Annotated in this window: 15 protein-coding genes; 9 read left to right on the top strand and 6 right to left on the bottom strand. The window is 36.3% G+C overall.

Annotated features, from left to right (window positions below):
- Positions 1 to 777 (bottom strand): 7TM diverse intracellular signaling domain-containing protein (locus tag EHR07_RS06820; RefSeq protein ID WP_279633203.1); only part of this gene is annotated, 777 nt, incomplete at its 3' end.
- A 54-nt stretch (positions 778 to 831) separates the two neighbouring features.
- On the opposite strand from EHR07_RS06820, the gene EHR07_RS06815 reads away from it, so the two are divergent.
- Genes EHR07_RS06815 through EHR07_RS06805 form a run of 3 tightly spaced genes read left to right on the top strand, consistent with a single transcriptional unit; the run spans position 832 to position 4,601 of the window.
- On the top strand, positions 832 to 2,013 hold the full coding sequence (locus tag EHR07_RS06815; RefSeq protein WP_135744372.1) for a class I SAM-dependent rRNA methyltransferase: 1,182 nt from the start codon (positions 832 to 834) through the stop codon (positions 2,011 to 2,013).
- Between the two features lie 25 nt (positions 2,014 to 2,038).
- Positions 2,039 to 3,463, top strand: coding sequence for an MBOAT family O-acyltransferase (locus tag EHR07_RS06810; RefSeq protein WP_135744371.1), 1,425 nt, complete (start codon positions 2,039 to 2,041; stop codon positions 3,461 to 3,463).
- Position 3,464: 1 nt separating this feature from the next.
- Entirely contained in the window at positions 3,465 to 4,601 is a 1,137-nt protein-coding gene (locus tag EHR07_RS06805) for a DUF1574 domain-containing protein (RefSeq protein ID WP_135744370.1), read from the top strand.
- Here the strand turns inward: EHR07_RS06805 and EHR07_RS06800 are convergent.
- Positions 4,598 to 5,197 carry a J domain-containing protein gene (locus EHR07_RS06800; protein WP_135744369.1) on the bottom strand — a complete coding sequence of 200 codons (600 nt, stop codon included), beginning with the start codon at positions 5,195 to 5,197 and terminating at the stop codon, positions 4,598 to 4,600. The two genes, EHR07_RS06805 and EHR07_RS06800, sit on opposite strands and share 4 nt — an antisense overlap.
- Positions 5,198 to 5,260: 63 nt before the next feature.
- Here EHR07_RS06800 and miaB point away from each other — a divergent pair, with 63 nt between their 5' ends.
- The 3 genes from miaB (at position 5,261) to EHR07_RS06785 (ending at position 9,124) form a co-directional block, all read left to right on the top strand.
- The gene (miaB, locus tag EHR07_RS06795) at positions 5,261 to 6,637 is read left to right on the top strand and encodes a tRNA (N6-isopentenyl adenosine(37)-C2)-methylthiotransferase MiaB (RefSeq protein ID WP_135744368.1); all 1,377 of its coding nucleotides are present in this window, start codon (positions 5,261 to 5,263) and stop codon (positions 6,635 to 6,637) included.
- On the top strand, positions 6,630 to 8,222 hold the full coding sequence (locus EHR07_RS06790) for an LptF/LptG family permease (RefSeq protein ID WP_135744367.1): 1,593 nt from the start codon (positions 6,630 to 6,632) through the stop codon (positions 8,220 to 8,222). The genes miaB and EHR07_RS06790 overlap by 8 nt, the downstream gene beginning before the upstream one ends.
- Positions 8,223 to 8,293: 71 nt before the next feature.
- The gene (locus EHR07_RS06785) at positions 8,294 to 9,124 is read left to right on the top strand and encodes a hypothetical protein (protein WP_135744366.1); all 831 of its coding nucleotides are present in this window, start codon (positions 8,294 to 8,296) and stop codon (positions 9,122 to 9,124) included.
- Here the strand turns inward: EHR07_RS06785 and EHR07_RS06780 are convergent.
- The gene (locus tag EHR07_RS06780) at positions 9,121 to 9,927 is read right to left on the bottom strand and encodes an FcpA-related putative periplasmic flagellar protein (protein ID WP_135744365.1); all 807 of its coding nucleotides are present in this window, start codon (positions 9,925 to 9,927) and stop codon (positions 9,121 to 9,123) included. The two genes, EHR07_RS06785 and EHR07_RS06780, sit on opposite strands and share 4 nt — an antisense overlap.
- 51 nt (positions 9,928 to 9,978) lie before the next feature.
- Between EHR07_RS06780 and EHR07_RS06775 the strand changes: the two genes are divergently transcribed.
- The gene (locus EHR07_RS06775; RefSeq protein ID WP_231292582.1) at positions 9,979 to 10,434 is read left to right on the top strand and encodes a methylglyoxal synthase; all 456 of its coding nucleotides are present in this window, start codon (positions 9,979 to 9,981) and stop codon (positions 10,432 to 10,434) included.
- On the opposite strand, the gene EHR07_RS06770 is transcribed toward EHR07_RS06775, so the two are convergent.
- On the bottom strand, positions 10,411 to 10,881 hold the full coding sequence (locus tag EHR07_RS06770; RefSeq protein WP_135744364.1) for an SRPBCC family protein: 471 nt from the start codon (positions 10,879 to 10,881) through the stop codon (positions 10,411 to 10,413). The two genes, EHR07_RS06775 and EHR07_RS06770, sit on opposite strands and share 24 nt — an antisense overlap.
- 26 nt (positions 10,882 to 10,907) lie before the next feature.
- On the opposite strand from EHR07_RS06770, the gene EHR07_RS06765 reads away from it, so the two are divergent.
- A complete protein-coding gene (locus EHR07_RS06765) occupies positions 10,908 to 11,468 on the top strand; it encodes a hypothetical protein (RefSeq protein ID WP_135744363.1) in 561 nt (186 codons plus the stop codon).
- Here EHR07_RS06765 and EHR07_RS06760 read toward each other — a convergent pair.
- Both EHR07_RS06760 and EHR07_RS06755 read right to left on the bottom strand, forming a co-directional pair.
- Complete coding sequence (locus EHR07_RS06760) at positions 11,425 to 13,461, bottom strand: tetratricopeptide repeat protein (protein WP_135744362.1); 2,037 nt, start codon at positions 13,459 to 13,461, stop codon at positions 11,425 to 11,427. The two genes, EHR07_RS06765 and EHR07_RS06760, sit on opposite strands and share 44 nt — an antisense overlap.
- Positions 13,442 to 15,475: a 6-bladed beta-propeller gene (locus tag EHR07_RS06755; protein WP_135744361.1), complete on the bottom strand. Its 2,034-nt coding sequence runs from the start codon at positions 15,473 to 15,475 to the stop codon at positions 13,442 to 13,444. Before EHR07_RS06755 ends, EHR07_RS06760 begins: the two co-directional genes overlap by 20 nt.
- Before the next feature lie 128 nt (positions 15,476 to 15,603).
- On the opposite strand from EHR07_RS06755, the gene EHR07_RS06750 reads away from it, so the two are divergent.
- Positions 15,604 to 17,193: a peptide chain release factor 3 gene (locus EHR07_RS06750; protein WP_135744360.1), complete on the top strand. Its 1,590-nt coding sequence runs from the start codon at positions 15,604 to 15,606 to the stop codon at positions 17,191 to 17,193.
- Position 17,194 lies beyond the last annotated feature (1 nt).

Below are 17,194 nucleotides of genomic sequence, written 5' to 3'. Positions count from 1 at the left end.
TAAAAAAGGAAACGCAAATTCATATTTGAGTTGGTTTCTTAATAAATTATAAATTACAAAAGAAAAGGAAAATAAGGCAAAAAATAAGTTCTCTCTATCCTTTCTTCTTCGAATGAAAAGAAAAAGGAAGTATCCACCAACGGTGATATAGATAGTTAGAAAAATTAATTTAATAAATTCATCTTTATAGAATTTAGCAAAAATTTTGTCTGAAGGTCCTAGGCTTGTTTCGTCTTGTTCGATTCCACCCGAATTGGAAAAGTAAGGTTGGATTTTCACTAATAGTAAATTTGGTTTTCCATAACGAATTATATTTGATGGAATATTATAAATTCTTAATTTGTCGTAAGCTTGCGGATCCTTTGAGGACCATTCCCCTGTGTTTCCCACGTATTTTCCGTTGAGATAGGTTTTGTCCCGATCATTAATAACCCCCAGTCGTAAACTGTATTGAGTGGATGGATTTTCTGCGAATTGAATCCACTTGGCAAGGATTACTGCTTTTTGGGTGCCATCTTCATTTTTATCGGAGATTAAATTTCCCGGGACAACGATTCGTTTCCAATTTATCTTTGTAAAATTTGACTCTGTAAGGGATTGGATTTCGGAATCAGTTAATTCTACATCCGTCATGTACCAGAACGTATCTGGATCCAATTTGTTTGTATCAAGAGAGACTAAATTTTCTGGATCTGTTACCGTAGCAGAATTTGGTAAGCTTTCGGAATAGAGTAGGGAAAAAGAAAAGACAAGAAAAATAAGTATCGATTTTATCATATATAAACGAACCCTTACGTTCATAACTCTGTTATATTTCCAAATGGATGCAAAATGGTCATTCGATTAAAAAAGAATAAAGAAAAAGCTGTATTAAATTTTCATCCTTGGATCTTTTCCGGAGCGATTGCTTCCGGTGAAACTGGAATTGAGGCAGGTAGTGTCGTCAGGGTAGAGTCATCCTCGGGTGAGTTTCTGGCTTGGGGCCATTATGATCCCAAAAGTCAAATTCGCATTCGTTTGTTCTCTTTTGAAGTTTCGGCTGATGGAACTTTGGAAAAATTTTGGATTTCTAAATGGAATTCTATTTATGAATCAAAAATAAAATTGTTACCGAAAGATACAACGGGATTTCGTCTCTTCCATTCGGAAGGAGATGGTGTTCCAGGTATAGTTGTTGACTGCTATCACAAAACGGCTGTTATGCAGCTAAAAACTCCAGGTGCTTTATCTCTCAGGGATTGGTTAATTACATTTTTATTTAAATTAGGTTTTGAAACCATTTTAGAGAGAAATGAAAAACAAGAAGAAAAATCTTCTGCGTCACCCACTTTTCATAAGGGCAGTGAGACCGAGCCTATATTTTTAGAGCATGGAATTAAGTTTATAGCAGATATTACCAAGGGTCAGAAAACCGGATTTTTTTTAGACCAAAGGGATAACCGTGCTTTAGTTTCTCGGTATGCAGAGGGGAGAACTGTTTTAAATACCTTTGCTTATTCGGGTGCATTTTCCGTATATGCATTGTTAGCAAATGCAAAAATGGTTCACAGTTTAGACATTTCTAAACAAGCAATCGAGATTTGTGGAAAAAATCTAACCTTAAATGGATTAAATACAGAAAAATTAGGAAATCGGCATAAAAGTTTAATATTAGATAGTTTTGAATATTTAAAATCAATGGAGGCTAATTTTTATGATCTGATCATTCTAGATCCTCCTGCGTTTACCAAAAGTATAGCGACTGTCAACCAAGCAACCCGTGGCTATAAAGACATCAATATGAGGGCCATGTCTAAAATCCAAACAGGCGGATTAATATTTACTTTTTCCTGTTCACAACATATTTCTTTTGATTTATTCAAAAAAATTGTTTTCGGGGCAGCCAAAGATGCCAAAAAAAGAGTTAGAATTTTGCACCATTTAACCCAGAGTCCCGATCATGGTTATTCTGTTTTCCATCCGGAAGGAGAATACCTAAAAGGTCTTGTGATTCAGGTTGATGGAGATACATGAGTTCATACATTGGTGAAATCTTAGAATGAAATTTACATCCCTTAGTTTCCTGTTATTTTTCCTTGTCATCTATTGTCTACACTGGATGATCCGTGGCAAGTTTCGGTTGGGGTTTTTGTTTTTGGCTTCGTTTGCTTTTTATGCTGCCTGGTCGATTCCATTTGCCTTTCACTTTCTAACCATTGTTCTATTAAATCATTTTTTTAATAAACAAATTCTAAAAAACAAATCTAGTTTTTGGTATCCTGTTTCTTTATTTGTCAATTTTGGAAATTTGTTTTTATTTAAGTATTTCTATTTTTTATGGGACGTATTCTTTCAACTAACAGGAAGTATCTGGTTTGCCCCAGAATCGATTCAAAGTTTCTTAAATTCACAGTTCGGTGTAGATTCCATCACTCTTCCCCTTGCCATCAGTTTTTATACATTTCAAATGGTAGCGTATACCATTGATATCAAACGGGGAAATGCGGAAGAGAATCCTAGTTTTTTACAATTTGCCCTTTTTATCTTTTTCTTTCCACAGTTAGTGGCAGGTCCCATTGTTCGACATGGAGAATTCTTTTACCAATTGGAAGTTTGGAATGCTAAAAAAGAACAACTCTTTGAAGGGTATTATTTAGTTTTCCTTGGTCTTTTTAAAAAAGTGGTTCTTGCAGATAATTTGTCTCCCGTCATTGAACCCGTTTTCCAAAACCCGGAGTTGTATGATGGATTTACCAATTTTGTTGCGATGTTTGGATATTCTGCCAGAGTTTATTGCGATTTTAGCGGTTATACTGATTTAGCAAGAGGTTTAGGTAAGTTACTGGGGATCAACCTTCCGGAAAATTTTCATGCCCCATTTTTATCAGGGTCTGTTCGGGAACTTTGGACTCGTTGGCATATGACACTTGCCACTTGGATCAAAGATTACATTTATTTTCCGTTAGGTGGTTCTAGGGTATCTGAATTACGAGGTTATGTAAATTTAATTGTTACATTTACTTTAGCTGGTTTCTGGCACGGCGCCAATTTTACCTTTATCATTTGGGGATTTCTTCATGGGGTTATGTTAAGCGTTGAGAGAAAACTTGAGTTAATCAGAAAACCCGATAAAACTCTGAAAACACCAAAATGGAAAAAGTTTCTAGGTGTATTGTATGCCTTTGGATTTTTTTCCTTCACCATTGCTTTTTTCAATGGATCGAGTGTTCCTAACTCTCTCACAATGTTACAGAAAGCATTTACTGGTGGAGCTGGAATTAGAACCAATAAACTAGAACTAATTCTTTATACCATAATACTAACCTTTATACTCAATTATATCCAAACCAAACCAAGTTTTCCAAGGCCAAACTGGTCTACTAAGTTGTCGTTTGGTTTTCTATTGTTGTTTTCGTTAGTAATTACCATTCTGTTAGGTTATCTTGCACCAGGAGGAACGGAATTTATTTATTTCCAATTTTAATATGAAGTTAAAGTATAATTTTCCTGTTGTATTATATCCGATTCTTTTAGCTCTGAGTCTTTTCCTATTGGATAAAATCTTTTTTTTACCAATCATTGTCGAAAACACTTATAGTTGGAAAAAGATAGAACGAAAGTTTTATGAATTAAAAGAAGATCTTTTCCTTGTAATGCTTGAAGAGAGAGAAAAACATCCTGAAAAACAAATTGGTTTGATTTTAGGAAGTTCTCGTTCTGGAGAATTTGACTCCGAAATGTTGGAATCTTTTTTTCCCAATACAAACTCCTTTAATTTTGCAGCCCCTTTCGGGCCACCTAGTTTTCAGGCTTATTGGTTGGAAAGAGCACTAAAGGAAAAACTTCCCATTCGTTATGTGTTAGTGGAAGTAGATCCACTTCTATTTTCTCAATCTGCTATTGATTATTCCTTAAATGGATCCTATGATAATGAATATGTTTTAAAACAAATTGACTTTTATCGTCCTAAAACAAAGGATCCTTGGCTTTCTGATGCAAAGGGTTTTTCTATGGATGAAGCAGAAGTTTATTTCTTAAAAAAATTATTTGCTTTGTATAAATACCCTTTAGATCCAACGGCAATCAAAGCAAATAACAAAGAGATCGAAGTAGGTTTTTTTCCCGGTATGTCTGTAGGAATTACTGGCAAAGAACATAAAAGAAATTATGTCGATAAAATCAAATTAGTGAACCGGGTAAAATTCGGGGCCCTTCCCAATGAGATTAAGTTTGCGAATATGGATGTATTTTTGGAAAGAGATGCGGAGGCCATGTACAACCAATACCTGCGTGGTACAAAGCTTGCACCGACGCAAATTTACTTTTTTAACAAAATGTTAGATTTGCTGAAAGGCACAGACATTCCTGTGATCGTTTATTTTCCTGCTGTTTCCGATGCCTTACGGAGAAGAATGAGCACGGATGGTTTGTTAGATAAATTCAATTTTGAAATAAAAAAATCGGTAACCAAAGCATCAGAAGTGCCACATACAAAGTTTTTTGTGATAGATCCCAACACTGATCCTCGTTGGGTATGTAAAGACTTTGTAGATTCACTTCACTTAAGTGGAGCTTGTTTTCCCAACCTTCTTCCTATTTTGTTTCCAAAAGAAGTTCGTTAATTTCTTTTTTCCTTCCGTTTTTCTAATTCTTTTTTTAGAAAACGGAAGCGAAAGATTAGATACCCAATGGCACTTAGTAAAAGGAAAATTCCTGAAATCCAATTGGAGGTGTGATCGGTCCATACCTTGCCTTTTTCTTCTGTTTCGATTAAGAAAGAATGGAATAGGACAAATCCAGAATAAGCCAAAAGATTAAATACCATGTAAATGGTGGTTTTTTTAAGGATCCAGAGAGTATCTCCCATTTCTTCTCTGAACTTTGTAAATTCACGTAAAATTTCTTGGTATGATTTTTGATGACTAAGGCGGTAAACGTCATAAGCCAATTCCATATCCGGATCTTTTGTTTTTCCGTCCAAGAGGACAAATTCGAAATCCAGTTGTTTGTCATATTCTTGTTTCTTTTCGGGATCACTGAGTGTGATGTAGGCACGGGTCAGTTCTATGATTTTGTCCTTAGCTTCAGGAATTCCTGCTTCGTCGAGTTTTTGCCAAAATTCCAATTCTCTTGAATAGATAAGATCCAAGTTCTCTTTGGAAGTTTCCTTAGTAACTCCTAGGATTCCGTAGAAAGTTTCCCGTTTCGTCCGAGCCATATACTCCTTTTAGTCTCCATCTTCTTTGCTTTACAAGGAAAATTTCCGGAAAAACATATCATTATGAACCCATCCTTGACTGAAATTCCAACCCTAGAGAGTCCCGTTCGCTTGGGCAAGGTATACGTGGAAACCTACGGATGCCAAATGAATGAATATGATTCGGGAATCGTCAAGGAACTGTTTCGAAAAGAGAATTATGAAGCAGCCGATTCAGTGGAAGACAGTGACATCATTTTCCTAAACACTTGTGCCGTTCGAGAAAATGCTCACGCAAAAATTTACGGTAGATTACAATCCCTCGGATACTTAAAGAAAAAAAATCCCAACTTAGTCATCGGTGTTCTTGGATGTATGGCACAGAACTTAGGTGAAGATTTGTTTCACCAAGAACTTCCTTTAGACCTCATTGTAGGTCCAGATAATTATAGAACTTTACCTGAACTCATTCAAAAAATCAGAGAAGGGGAACGTGATGTTCAACTAACACGTCTTTCTCGGACAGAAACCTATGATGAATTAGAACCAAAGGTGGTAAACGGAATCCAAGCCTTTGTCACAATCATGCGAGGATGTAATAATTTTTGTACTTTTTGTGTGGTTCCTTATACCCGAGGTAGAGAAAGGAGTCGGGAACCTGGTTCCATTGTCACAGAAATTCTTCAGTTACAAGCGATGGGTGTAAAACAAGTAACTCTTCTTGGACAAAACGTAAATAGTTACTCGTTTGAAAATACTGACTTTTGCGCACTGGTGGAGAAGATTTTAGCCGAAACTACGATTGAAAGAGTTAGGTTCACAAGTCCACATCCCAAAGACTTTCCTGATCATCTGATTTCTCTTATGGCGAGAGAAGAACGTTTTTCCTCGCAAATCCATATGCCATTACAAGCCGGAAGTTCAAAAGTACTTCGGGATATGAAACGTAGTTATACCAAAGAAGAATTTTTGGACTTAGTGGCAAGTATCCAAGAAAGAATCCCGGATATTGGAATTACATCTGATATTATCGTTGGTTTTCCTGGTGAAACCGAGGAAGAATTTCAAGAAACTTTGGAAGTTGTAAAAAAAGTGAAATTTGACATGTCGTATATGTTTAAATATTCCGAACGTGAGGGAACTATCGCAAAACGTAAGTTTATCGATGATGTTTCAGAAGAAACCAAAAGTAAACGACTCATTGAACTTGTGGAACTTCAAACCAAAATTTCTCATGAAAAAAATCAGTCCAAAATAGGAAAAGAGTTTTCTGTTCTCATTGAAAACACTTCCAAAAAATCCAAACTTGAGTTATGTGGTCGTTCCCATTGCGGTCGAATGATTGTTTTCCCAATTCCGGAAGGTGAGTCAAAAGACCCAACAGATTGGATTGGAAAAACAGTAAATGTTTTGGTGGAATCTGCCACCAGTGCCACTTTGAAAGGAAAACTCGTTGGCTAAACAAGTCGATCTTAGAACCGTAAGGGTTTTCTCAAAAGACGATTTACCACCAGATTTTATGGTGGATACGGACCGTTTGGGCAAATGGAAACGGTTTAAACCTTCGATTCTAAGAATTTATATTCTAAAAGAAATTCTTAGTCCATTCCTTGTGGCCCTTTCGTTTTTTACCATGATCTATATGGCCGTTGCCATCCAAAAGATGATTGGTCTTTTTGTGGGAAAGGGTGTCGATTTTTTTCGTTTGTTAGATTATATGGGTTATGTATTTGGCAACACTTTGCCAATGACAATACCTATGGCCTGTCTTATGTCTGGAATTATGGCGGCAGGTAGGTTATCCGGAGATTCTGAGATAACAGCTATGCGGGCATCTGGAGTTTCCTTTCCCTATATTTATTCCAACTTCCTCGTTTTCGGATTTGTAATGACTCTCATTGTCGGGTATTTAAATTTTTATTTAGGACCAGAGAACACTCGTAAGATGAAAGATTTCGACAATTGGATTGCCACTTATAATCCACTCCTTGCCATCCAACCAGGCCAATTTTCTGGAGATAAAACTCAGGATTTTTTTTCCGAGAAAGGTAGAACCATGTATTCGGGAGGCATTGATGCGGACGGAAATTTAAGTAATGTACAAATTCGTGAATGGTCCATCTCCGCAGATGGAAACGACTTTATCATGGTTAATAATTTGGCAGTTCCTATGGGTGGGTCTCGGATGTTGCAAATTATTAATGCCAGAGAAGGGATGTTAGTTGAGAAAAAAAACTTAGCTGGTGAATATGAAAAGTCAGTTCGACTTCGTAAAGGATACGTGATTGAATGGGATCCTGAAACTAACGCAATCGGAATCACCAATTTTATGGATGGGGAGATGGATTATAATACTCCTGCCAAAAAAGATACCAAAACTATGAGTATCAACGTAAAACCAGATACATTTTCTTTACCCATGTTATTTGAAATTCGCAATGCTATCGAATCGGAAGGACTCGAAAACATTCCCGGTTTAGAAATTTTAAAAGAATACGGACTTTCCATCAAAGGTGTGGGAGGTTTAAAACAAATGGTCGAACAATTTAAATACGATCTTTTGATGGGGGCTACTAGCGGAAACCAAGAAGACATGGCACAAAAGTTTGCTCTTTTCACGCAACTTTCTGAATTACTCAACGAATCCAAAAAAACACTAACCGGTTTTAATGTAGAAATTCACAAACGGTTTGCCACTCCCATATCTTGTCAGATTTTCTTCTTTTTATCTTTCCCTCTTGGACTTGTGGTCAAACGGTCAGGAAAAGGGATGAGTTTTACTTTAGCTGTCATTTTCCTTTTGATTTATTATGCCTTTTTTATATTTGGATCGGGTATTTCTTATAAAGAAAACGTTCCTGATTGGGTAGGTCCTTGGTCTGCCAATATTGTGATTGCTACTCTTTCCATCTATATCATGATTTCTCGTACAGATGCAAAATTACCCGATTCCATCCGAAGTCGACTTGGATTTTATTTTCGGTTTCGGGATCTATTGGACGAGCGAATCGAACTGATAAAAAATCGGTTCCGAAAAGCCAAATAAAGCAAAATTTGCTAGAAAATTCCTCTTACTACAGTCCTATAGATTCAGTAGTTTAGTGCAGGAGATCTGGTTTGAAAACTTCTTATATTTGGAATATTTCTAATGGAAGACCTTTTCCGGTAGAACTTTGGAAACATTCAAAGATCAAAGTTCAAGTCAACCAAATGCAATTGGATGAATTGGATCGAATTTCGATCACTCCGAACGATATTCATATTTTATTCCTCCAAGTGTCCTTAGAAGAGTGGAAAAAAATTCAACCAACGATTGTTTCCAGTTTTGAAACAAATCCCTTTGTCTCTTTGATTTTGGTTTCTTCTGAAGACGGAGTGAACCAAATTCAGGACACAGTCCAAAACCAATCCAAATACTTAGTTTTAGAAAATCCCCTTCATGTGAGGGAACTACGAATGATTTTGGATCGTACCATCCAATCAGAATCTTATAAAGCAGCGGCTTTAGATATTGGAAATTCCTGTTTAGAAAATGTTGGTTTTTTTGAAGGTGTATTTTCCTTAGCTCACCAAGAATACGAAGAATCGAAAAAGGAAAATGAAGCTTTACGTTCCATTTTGCAATACGAAGAACTTGTGAAACGTTCGCAAGCTGGTATCAGCACTGCTTTAGAAAAAGTGAATGATATGAAAAACCAGGAGTTAATTGAACTTCATGAACGTGTAAAAGCAAGTCAGAAGTTGGATGAACTCAGAGAAAAAGAACTCAAACAGGCTTTGGAATTACAAAAAGCAACAGAACAAGTGTTAAATTATTCTCGAATTGAAGAGATGAATTTAGATAAAATTTTACGAGCGCAAGATCGACTTTTTGAATATACCGAACAAGAAATTAAGGAACTAGTAGAAGAAAACCGGTCATTAAAAAAGAAACTTGGTCTAATTTAAAAATCCTTTCCTACCTTTTCTTCTATGCTCGCGTATTCTTTGGATTCGCGACCATAGTGAATTTCTGCAAATCGCAAAAGATGTTTTTTCTTTAGTTCTTTGAACTCATAATAGAGTTCTTGGTTTTTGGATTTTATGGCTGTTTGTTCCATTTTTTCATAAGACAAAGCAAGGAGTCTATGTGGTTCTGCCTCTGCTTCATTTTTGGAAGAGATACCAATATAACGAAGTGTAAAATCAATCACCTGTAGATAATTTTTAAATGCTTCTTGGTGTTTGATATATTCTCTATAAATTCCAGATTTTAAATCAAGATAAGGTTCGCTTTCTTTTACTTTTGGATTTTCGATTTTATCCAAAAGGTTCATTCCTTTGATCAACCGGGCCACAGTTTGTGTTCGTAAGTCAAAAAGTAACTTTTGAAATTCTTTTTCTTTGTTCTCTTTTCTGATCTGTTTTTGCCATTCGTATCTATCTTCGTAGTAAATTTCCTTTTTAGAATCTTCCTTACGTTTTTCGATATTTTTTTTACCTGATTCGAAGTAATCTATGGCTGTTGCATATTCTTTGTTTGCTTCCTGCCAACGTTTTTCAGAATTTTTTTCATCTACTAAGTCCAGGACTTTGATGGAATCCAATCGCTCTGAACTATCCCCCCAAGGCGACCCTGATTCCGGAGTTGTGGGTAATATGGATTCTAGGCGATTTTCCTTTGTCGATCCTTGATTCACATCTTTGGCACTAAGGGAAAAAGCTTCTAACAAAAGCAAAGAAATCCATAAAAATAGGATGGGAAATTTCATTTACAGGGAAACTTTCCTTGAATCCTAGATATTGGCAAGAACTATCATTCTATGGTACTAATTCAAAGAAAAATGGAGATCACAAAAAAGATCGTCCTCATTGCACATGACAATCGAAAGGAAGATTTATTGGACTGGGTAAAATACAATAAAGGAACCTTAAGTAAACATCATCTATCTGCCACAGGTACTACTGGAAAATTGATTCATGAACAGATCGGACTTCCTGTGTTTCGTTTCATTTCGGGACCTCTTGGTGGTGACCAACAGATAGGGTCAAAGATTGTCGAAGATGGAATTGATTTTATGGTATTTTTCTGGGATCCACTTTCTGCCCAACCGCATGATCCCGATGTCAAAGCCTTATTACGTATTGCCGTATTGTATAATATTCCCATGGCATGCAATCGTTCAAGTGCTGATTTTTTAATTTCATCTCCTCTTATGGAGAGAGAATATAGTCGCCAGTTGATCGATTATGGATCAAGAATACCCGCAAAAAATTAGTTTTGGTTTAACACCAAAATGTTTTCCCGTAAGTGTATGTCGTTTATGAAACATTAAAAATAAAATAGGAAGTAAGAATACACGAGAAATGGTCCAAAAGTAGAAGTGGATTTGTATTTCCTCAGAGAGAATACAGCCACCATCAGCTTCATCTAAAAATCGGTGTGTATGTTCAAATTTTAGAAAAGGACCTTTTTCTTGGTTATCTATAAAGAACTCATTTTTTTTATAGGAAATGTGTTTTGCTACCCAGATCTTTTTCCAAAAAGGAAAGATGTTTATTTCTAAAATCACTTCTTCGCCAACCTGGAGAGATTTTGGTGCTTTTAAAACTTTGACTCCTGTTGCACCGCTAACCAAAGTTTGAAAACCGATTGGATCCTCGTGAAACTGAAATAATTCCTTTTTTTTTATCGGAAAACTAGATCTGTAAATAAATGTATTCATACTCATTAGAAGGTAATCAATTGAAAATGATGTGGTTCCCATTTAAAAAAAGAAAACAAGAACTAACAATTTCTTTAGAAGCAAAAAAAAGAATCGAAGAGGAGTCGGAAAAACTAGGTAGACCCCAGGTTTTGCTATTAAAAATAGAACGTGATAAAGAGGGAGTCGGTTCTGTCCTTGTCGGATTTACAGATCAATCGAGTTCCGATTTTGGATCTGTACGCTTTGAAAATGAAAGAGTAAAAAACCTTTTATCATCGGGAGAACTTCAATTTGAATTGGGGAAATTCTATTTTTATCCGAATGTGGATCTAGAATGGAAAAAAACTCCGAGAGAAAATATTCATAAATTAATTTCCAATTATGAATTTACTAAAGACCCCATTTACTTAGAAGAAAAAGATTTTTTTAAGTTACGTCCTATTCTATCGAACTGTTTCCAAAGAGAAGGGATAAAATCTGTTTATTTCCATCGAAATCTTTGCCAACTGGAAATTCAAAATCTGACAGAAACTAAAGAAGAAAGAATTTCTGAAGAGATCCTTACTTATTTTTCTTCTCTGTTTGAGAGTCCGTGGAAAGAATAACATCGTCTCCCGTTGCTAGTTCCTTTTCCCATCCCCTAACATTCGGTTTCACTGAGGAAATTGATTTTCCTAATTCAATAATTTCACCTGAGAATAATGTTTTTCCTCTTCTATGAAAATCCAACTTAGATTTTTTTTGTAATCCATCATCTTTACCTAGGGAGACAATCACTTCATCCTTTTTGACTTTTAAGATTTTGCCTTCTTTAGGAAGTAGGTCTCTGATTCTTTCGGAAACACGATGAATGATGGTAGGAAGACTATCTCTTCCCCTCTGGTTTGTAGACCAGGTAGCTATATCTCTCAGGCTATTTCTATCATATACAGATACATCCAAACGAATATCACCATCTTTGATTTGGTATCTTCCATGAACGACGTAACGTATTTTAGTTGCATTTTTTCTTTTTGTATCAAGCAGATGAAGGTTATCAATGGTAAAGGGAATGGTTTGCGAAAAGGGATGGTAACTCGTATCTTTTAGTAAATTGCGAATCTGTTTAAACTCATCACCTTCCACAACACGAACTGACTGCATTTGTTTTAAGTTGTAACGAATAACATCCGCCAAAAGTCTTCCTGCTTGTAAATGGTAAGGAAAAGGCAAACTCGATTCTAAATCAAAAACATAAACTTCAGGACTATACCTTTGAACATTTTCCTCAACCATATTTGGATCAATTTGAATGTAACCTTCCCGAAACTCCAATGATTCTTTTAAGTTTTTAATCGCAAACTCTAGTTTGTTTTGCAGTTTAAAAGAATTTGGATCTTCTTCTCTGAGCCGTAGCAACAAATTAGTATATTTTGCAGTTTCACCCGTTTGATTATAAAATTCCAATATTTCTTTTCGAATTGTTGGTGTTTGTGGGCTTAGGTCTTTAGCTCGTTTGAGATGAAATAACGAACTTTTATGATAGAGAGAATGTTTTTCGGAATAAAATCGATCTCTTCTATAATCTCCCAATTCTCTTCGTAATTTTGACTCTTCCTTTTCTTTGACAATTGAATATTCTTCAGCTTCGAAACGTAGCATCTCATCTAAATCATCTAATTGTAAGGCTCTACGATAATGGTAAGTGGCAAATTTTGTTTCGTCTAATTCCCAGGCAAGATTTGCTTCTAAACTATGATAAAGTTGGTTTTCAGGAAACTCCCTTGCTAATTCATAGATCGTACGAAACGCACGCCTTTTCAATTCTTTATCGCTTACCAAGTTCGAGAGAATCATATCATGATAAACAGAATAGAATCTTGCCTGTTCTCCCTTCGGATTTAGGTTAATTGAATTTTGAATCGATTCTTCGACTAATGGTAAAACCGATTTAAGTTGGTTTGGATAAAAGTAGTTTTGGTATAATAGGACTTTAGCTTTAAATGCAAACCCTTCTGGATCATTTGGCTCTTTTTTTGTATATAAATCTATTGCGTTAAATGATTCGGTATAATTTTGTTTGGTAAAATATAATTCTGCCAACATTAACAACAAGTCGGAAGGATCCTCCAAACGTTTTGCTAATGTTTTGATTTTAAAAATTGCGGAATCTAGTTTTCCTTGTTTTTGTAAGGATTTGGCTTCTGTGATTCGTAAACCTGTATGATTGGGAAATTCAATAAGTAGGGGATCTATCAACTTAGAAATCGAATTGAAGTCTGATTCTGACAAATAAATTTCAGATAACCCTATGGTCGCAGGAATAAACTTGGGTTCACGTTCTAGAATTTCCAAATAAAACTTCTTACTTTCCCGAAAAGCTCCGAAGCGAAAACTACAGTCTGCTACTCCTAATTTTGCATCAATGGAGTTACGGTTTTTTTGCAGAGCAGACTGGAAAAATTGAATTGCCTTTCTACAGTTGTTCTCTGCCTGGAATCGTTTGCCTTCGGTTATATCTTCTAAAGCACTAGTCTCCGCATTTAAAACTGTTATTGAAACAAGTAAGAAACTAAGAATCACAAACCTGAATTTCTGTTTAACGAGGTTCTGGAACAAAGTAACCTCCTTCATCTCTACCTTTCACTCCCCGATGTTCAACCCCAATTGCTAATTTGATGTACCGGTTGATAAGCTCAGGATTTGTATCAGTTTTATAGGACAGGATGTATCGGTAGTCAATATGAGATTTTAATTTTTTATATAATTCCCTTTCTTCGCCTTCTCCATCAAGAACAATATAACGACCATTAGTAGGTCCGGTCATATCAGACCAGGATTCTTCTAGGTTTAGGTTGGGATTTACCGACAAAACATAAATAGGAATGGAATGAGCCTTGGAAAAAGCTACAATTCTTGATTTTTGGTATTGTAAAAAACTATCCTCTCTACTTTCACCAGAAACCAAATAGACCAAGACCTTAGGTCCTGTTTCAAGGGAAAGTTTTTGTAAGGCTGCAATGCTTGCTTTCCCAAAATTGTATTTTTCTTCGGGAACACTGTCTCTAATTTTTGCAAGGATGTCACGAAGAGAAACTGTCTCTGGTAAAATCAAATTGCTGTCTTTTCCTGCCCGATATAACGCAATTTTATCCGTATCATGTAAAGAACGAAAAAATGGAAAAAGCCCGTCTTCAAGGGAAAGTTTTCCTTTTTTTAATCCTTCGCTATTTTCGTAAACCATGGCAACACTTAGTTTGTCGTTTAATTTGTTTTTGTTTGCCAATGAAAAAAGAGGAGTCATATTGTCATTTTCGAATATTCTGAAACTCAAACGATCAATTCCAACAATTTCTTTTCCGGCACGGTTTCGAACTCGAGTATAGATATGAATATCCGGGAATCCAGATGTATCAATGGATTCAATTTTAAGGTCTAAATTTGAAAGTAAGTGGTTTTTTTGAGAAAAAATATCGATTCTATGTTTTCCGAAATCCACAAAATAAAGGCTTCCTGTGGAGTCCATATTAGTTGCAAATGGACGAAATAAAACGCGGTAAACTCCCTTTTTGTCTCTAAACTTACTGAGTTGTTTCCATTCACCATTTAACAAGGAGTAGGTCCATATTCCTGTTAATTCATCTGTTAGAAAAATTTGGTTATCTAAAATACGAATACTTCTCGGTTTTTTCCACTCAGGTTTTTCTATGATATTAAGTGTGTTTCCATCACCATCAAAAGTAATCACTCGCAGATTTTCTTTATCTACAACATAGATTTTTCCATCAAAAATGGTGATTCCTGAAGGATTACCTAATTTAGAGTTTCCTGAACCTTGAAACTCTAAAATGAATTTACCACTGGCATTGAATTTTTGAATGCGAGCGTTTCCTGAATCGGCTACAAATATATTTCCATTGGGATCTATAAATAGGGAAGATGGACCTCTGAATTGGCCTTGACCTTTTCCAGAACCACCAAAGGAGGAAATAAAACTTCCCGAAAGATCAAAGATTAGGATTTCATCTCGTGCAAAATCAGCAACATAGATTTTTTGCTGATGGTAAGCTAAGGATACAGGGCGATCCAGTTTTCTTGTGATTCCACCGCGCCAATTAGAAATAGGAGATCCTGCGGCATTAAATTTTATAATATTAGAAGTATCAAAACCAGCGACGTAAAAATTTCCATCTTCATCAAAAGTAATATCCACAGGATTACGAAACCTGTATCCACGCATGGAATCGCCTTCAATCGTTTTGAAATATATTTTCTCTTTATCAGTGACACCACCTGCAATTGCTAATCGAAGTGCTTCTATTTTATTGATAATTAATAGATCGTTTTTAGCTTTAGAGGCAAGAATTTCTAACTCATCAAGGGCTTCTTCCCATTCACCTAACAAATAATAATTGTTTGCAAGTTCAAGGCGAGCTAAGTGAAAGTCTTTTTTTAAATTTACTGCCTTTTGGAATCGTTCTTTTGCCGCAGAATATTCTCTTAAATTTTTGTAAGTGAGTCCACGTTTAAATTCTTCCTTGGCATTCTCTTCACCCAAAGAAAAATTGGGAAAGTCCAGAGGGAAAACTTGTGTACTTACCAGTAGAAAGAAAAACGATAATAACTTTCTCAAAGAAGATCCCTCTAACCCCAATCTAATGGGACATAATCTGCAAGTCAACCCCTTCCTTGTGATTCGGAACCGGTATTTCTCTTTATTCTCGACAGAATCTCAAATTTAGACAGTATGGAACTCAAGTTATGTCTCCCGATCTGATTGAAAGAGAAGTCCGTCGCCGAAAAACCTTTGCCATCATTGCTCACCCCGATGCGGGTAAAACCACTCTGACTGAGAAGTTACTTCTATACGGAGGTGCCATCCAACTTGCCGGAGCTGTTAAGGCCAAAAAGGAAGGGAAGTCAGCGACTTCTGATTGGATGGCCATGGAAAAAGAGAGGGGGATTTCTATCACTTCGGCAGCCCTCCAGTTTGAATATAAAGGTAACGTCCTAAACCTTTTGGACACGCCAGGTCACGAAGACTTTTCTGAGGATACCTACCGCACCCTGATGGCGGCGGATACGGCAGTGATGGTTCTGGATGCGGGAAAGGGGGTTGAGCCTCAAACTATTAAACTTTTCCGTGTTTGTCGGGACAGGGGAATTCCTATCATTACTTTCATCAACAAGATGGATCGTCCGACGAAGGACCTTTATGCGCTCCTTGATGAAATTGAAAAAGTTCTTGGGATTAAAGCTGTTCCAGATGTTTGGCCTCTTGGAACCGGTTTTGATTTTAAGGGAGTTTATGATTTAAGAGACCAACAATTATATCTCTTTGATCGTACCCCTGGGGGAAAACAGAAGGCGGTTTTTCGTATGGCAGGTCCGAATGATCCCAGTTTAGATGAACAGTTTGATTCAGAAATTGTATCAGCGTTTCGGGAACAAATCGATTTGGTAGAAAATGGTATTGGTAAAATTGACAAAAATTTGTTTTTGTTAGGTAAAGAAACACCGGTTTACTTTGGTTCGGCGGTCAATAATTTTGGGATTGAACTTTTTTTAAATAAATTCCTAGAATTAGCTCCAGGGCCTGACCATATTCCTTTGCGTGATGGAAATTATTTAGATCCAATCAATGCACCTTTTAGTGCATTTGTATTTAAGGTCCAAGCCAATATGAACAAAGCTCACCGAGATCGGATTGCTTTTTTACGAATTTGTTCTGGAGTCTTTGAACGGGGATTAAACGTAAATCATAACCGATTGGATAAACCAGTCAAACTTTCATCCAGTTTCGCCTTTTTTGGACAAGATCGAAACACAGTTGATACTGCTTATCCCGGAGACATCATTGGACTCGTCAATCCAGGAACTTATAAAATTGGGGATGTATTATCTACAGGAAATACACCACCTCTTCGTCCTCTACCTAGTTTCGCACCCGAACTTTTTGCTACTATCTCTTGTAAGGATACTTTGCAGTTAAAGTCCTTTAAAAAAGGATTAGACCAATTGGCTGAAGAAGGAATTTTACATCTCTTCACCTCACGAACCATTGGTGGTGGTGTGCCAATCATTGGTGCCATGGGAAAGCTCCAATTCGAAGTATTCCAACGCCGACTTAAAGATGAATACGGTGCAGAAACATCCATTCATATATTACCTTATGGAATTTCTAGATGGGTTAAAAAGGAAGATAGGGCAAAGATTCCATCGAACGCAGGACTAGTGGAAGATTTATTTGGCAATATGGCTCTTCTTTTTGATACAGAATGGGATATGAATTATTTTCACAAAAATAACGAGGGAATCGAACTTCTAGAGAATCCTCCGCTGGAAGAATGAA

Origin of the sequence: Leptospira bandrabouensis, from assembly GCF_004770905.1 — a bacterium.
In the GTDB taxonomy this organism is placed as follows: domain Bacteria; phylum Spirochaetota; class Leptospiria; order Leptospirales; family Leptospiraceae; genus Leptospira_A; species Leptospira_A bandrabouensis.
The sequence above is the reverse complement of the archived record's forward strand: the minus strand, read 5'-3'. Positions and strand labels throughout refer to the sequence as shown.

What these genes read in the sequence shown, in the direction of transcription:
- EHR07_RS06800 (WP_135744369.1), bottom strand. Translation starts at nt 5,197, where the DNA reads ATGGCTCGGACGAAACGGGAAACTTTCTACGGAATCCTAGGAGTTACT.
- EHR07_RS06765 (WP_135744363.1), top strand. Translation starts at nt 10,908, where the DNA reads ATGATGTGGTTCCCATTTAAAAAAAGAAAACAAGAACTAACAATTTCT.
- EHR07_RS06770 (WP_135744364.1), bottom strand. Translation starts at nt 10,881, where the DNA reads ATGAATACATTTATTTACAGATCTAGTTTTCCGATAAAAAAAAAGGAA.
- EHR07_RS06775 (WP_231292582.1), top strand. Translation starts at nt 9,979, where the DNA reads ATGGTACTAATTCAAAGAAAAATGGAGATCACAAAAAAGATCGTCCTC.
- EHR07_RS06815 (WP_135744372.1), top strand. Translation starts at nt 832, where the DNA reads ATGGTCATTCGATTAAAAAAGAATAAAGAAAAAGCTGTATTAAATTTT.
- EHR07_RS06750 (WP_135744360.1), top strand. Translation starts at nt 15,604, where the DNA reads ATGTCTCCCGATCTGATTGAAAGAGAAGTCCGTCGCCGAAAAACCTTT.
- miaB (WP_135744368.1), top strand. Translation starts at nt 5,261, where the DNA reads ATGAACCCATCCTTGACTGAAATTCCAACCCTAGAGAGTCCCGTTCGC.
- EHR07_RS06810 (WP_135744371.1), top strand. Translation starts at nt 2,039, where the DNA reads ATGAAATTTACATCCCTTAGTTTCCTGTTATTTTTCCTTGTCATCTAT.
- EHR07_RS06780 (WP_135744365.1), bottom strand. Translation starts at nt 9,927, where the DNA reads ATGAAATTTCCCATCCTATTTTTATGGATTTCTTTGCTTTTGTTAGAA.
- EHR07_RS06805 (WP_135744370.1), top strand. Translation starts at nt 3,465, where the DNA reads ATGAAGTTAAAGTATAATTTTCCTGTTGTATTATATCCGATTCTTTTA.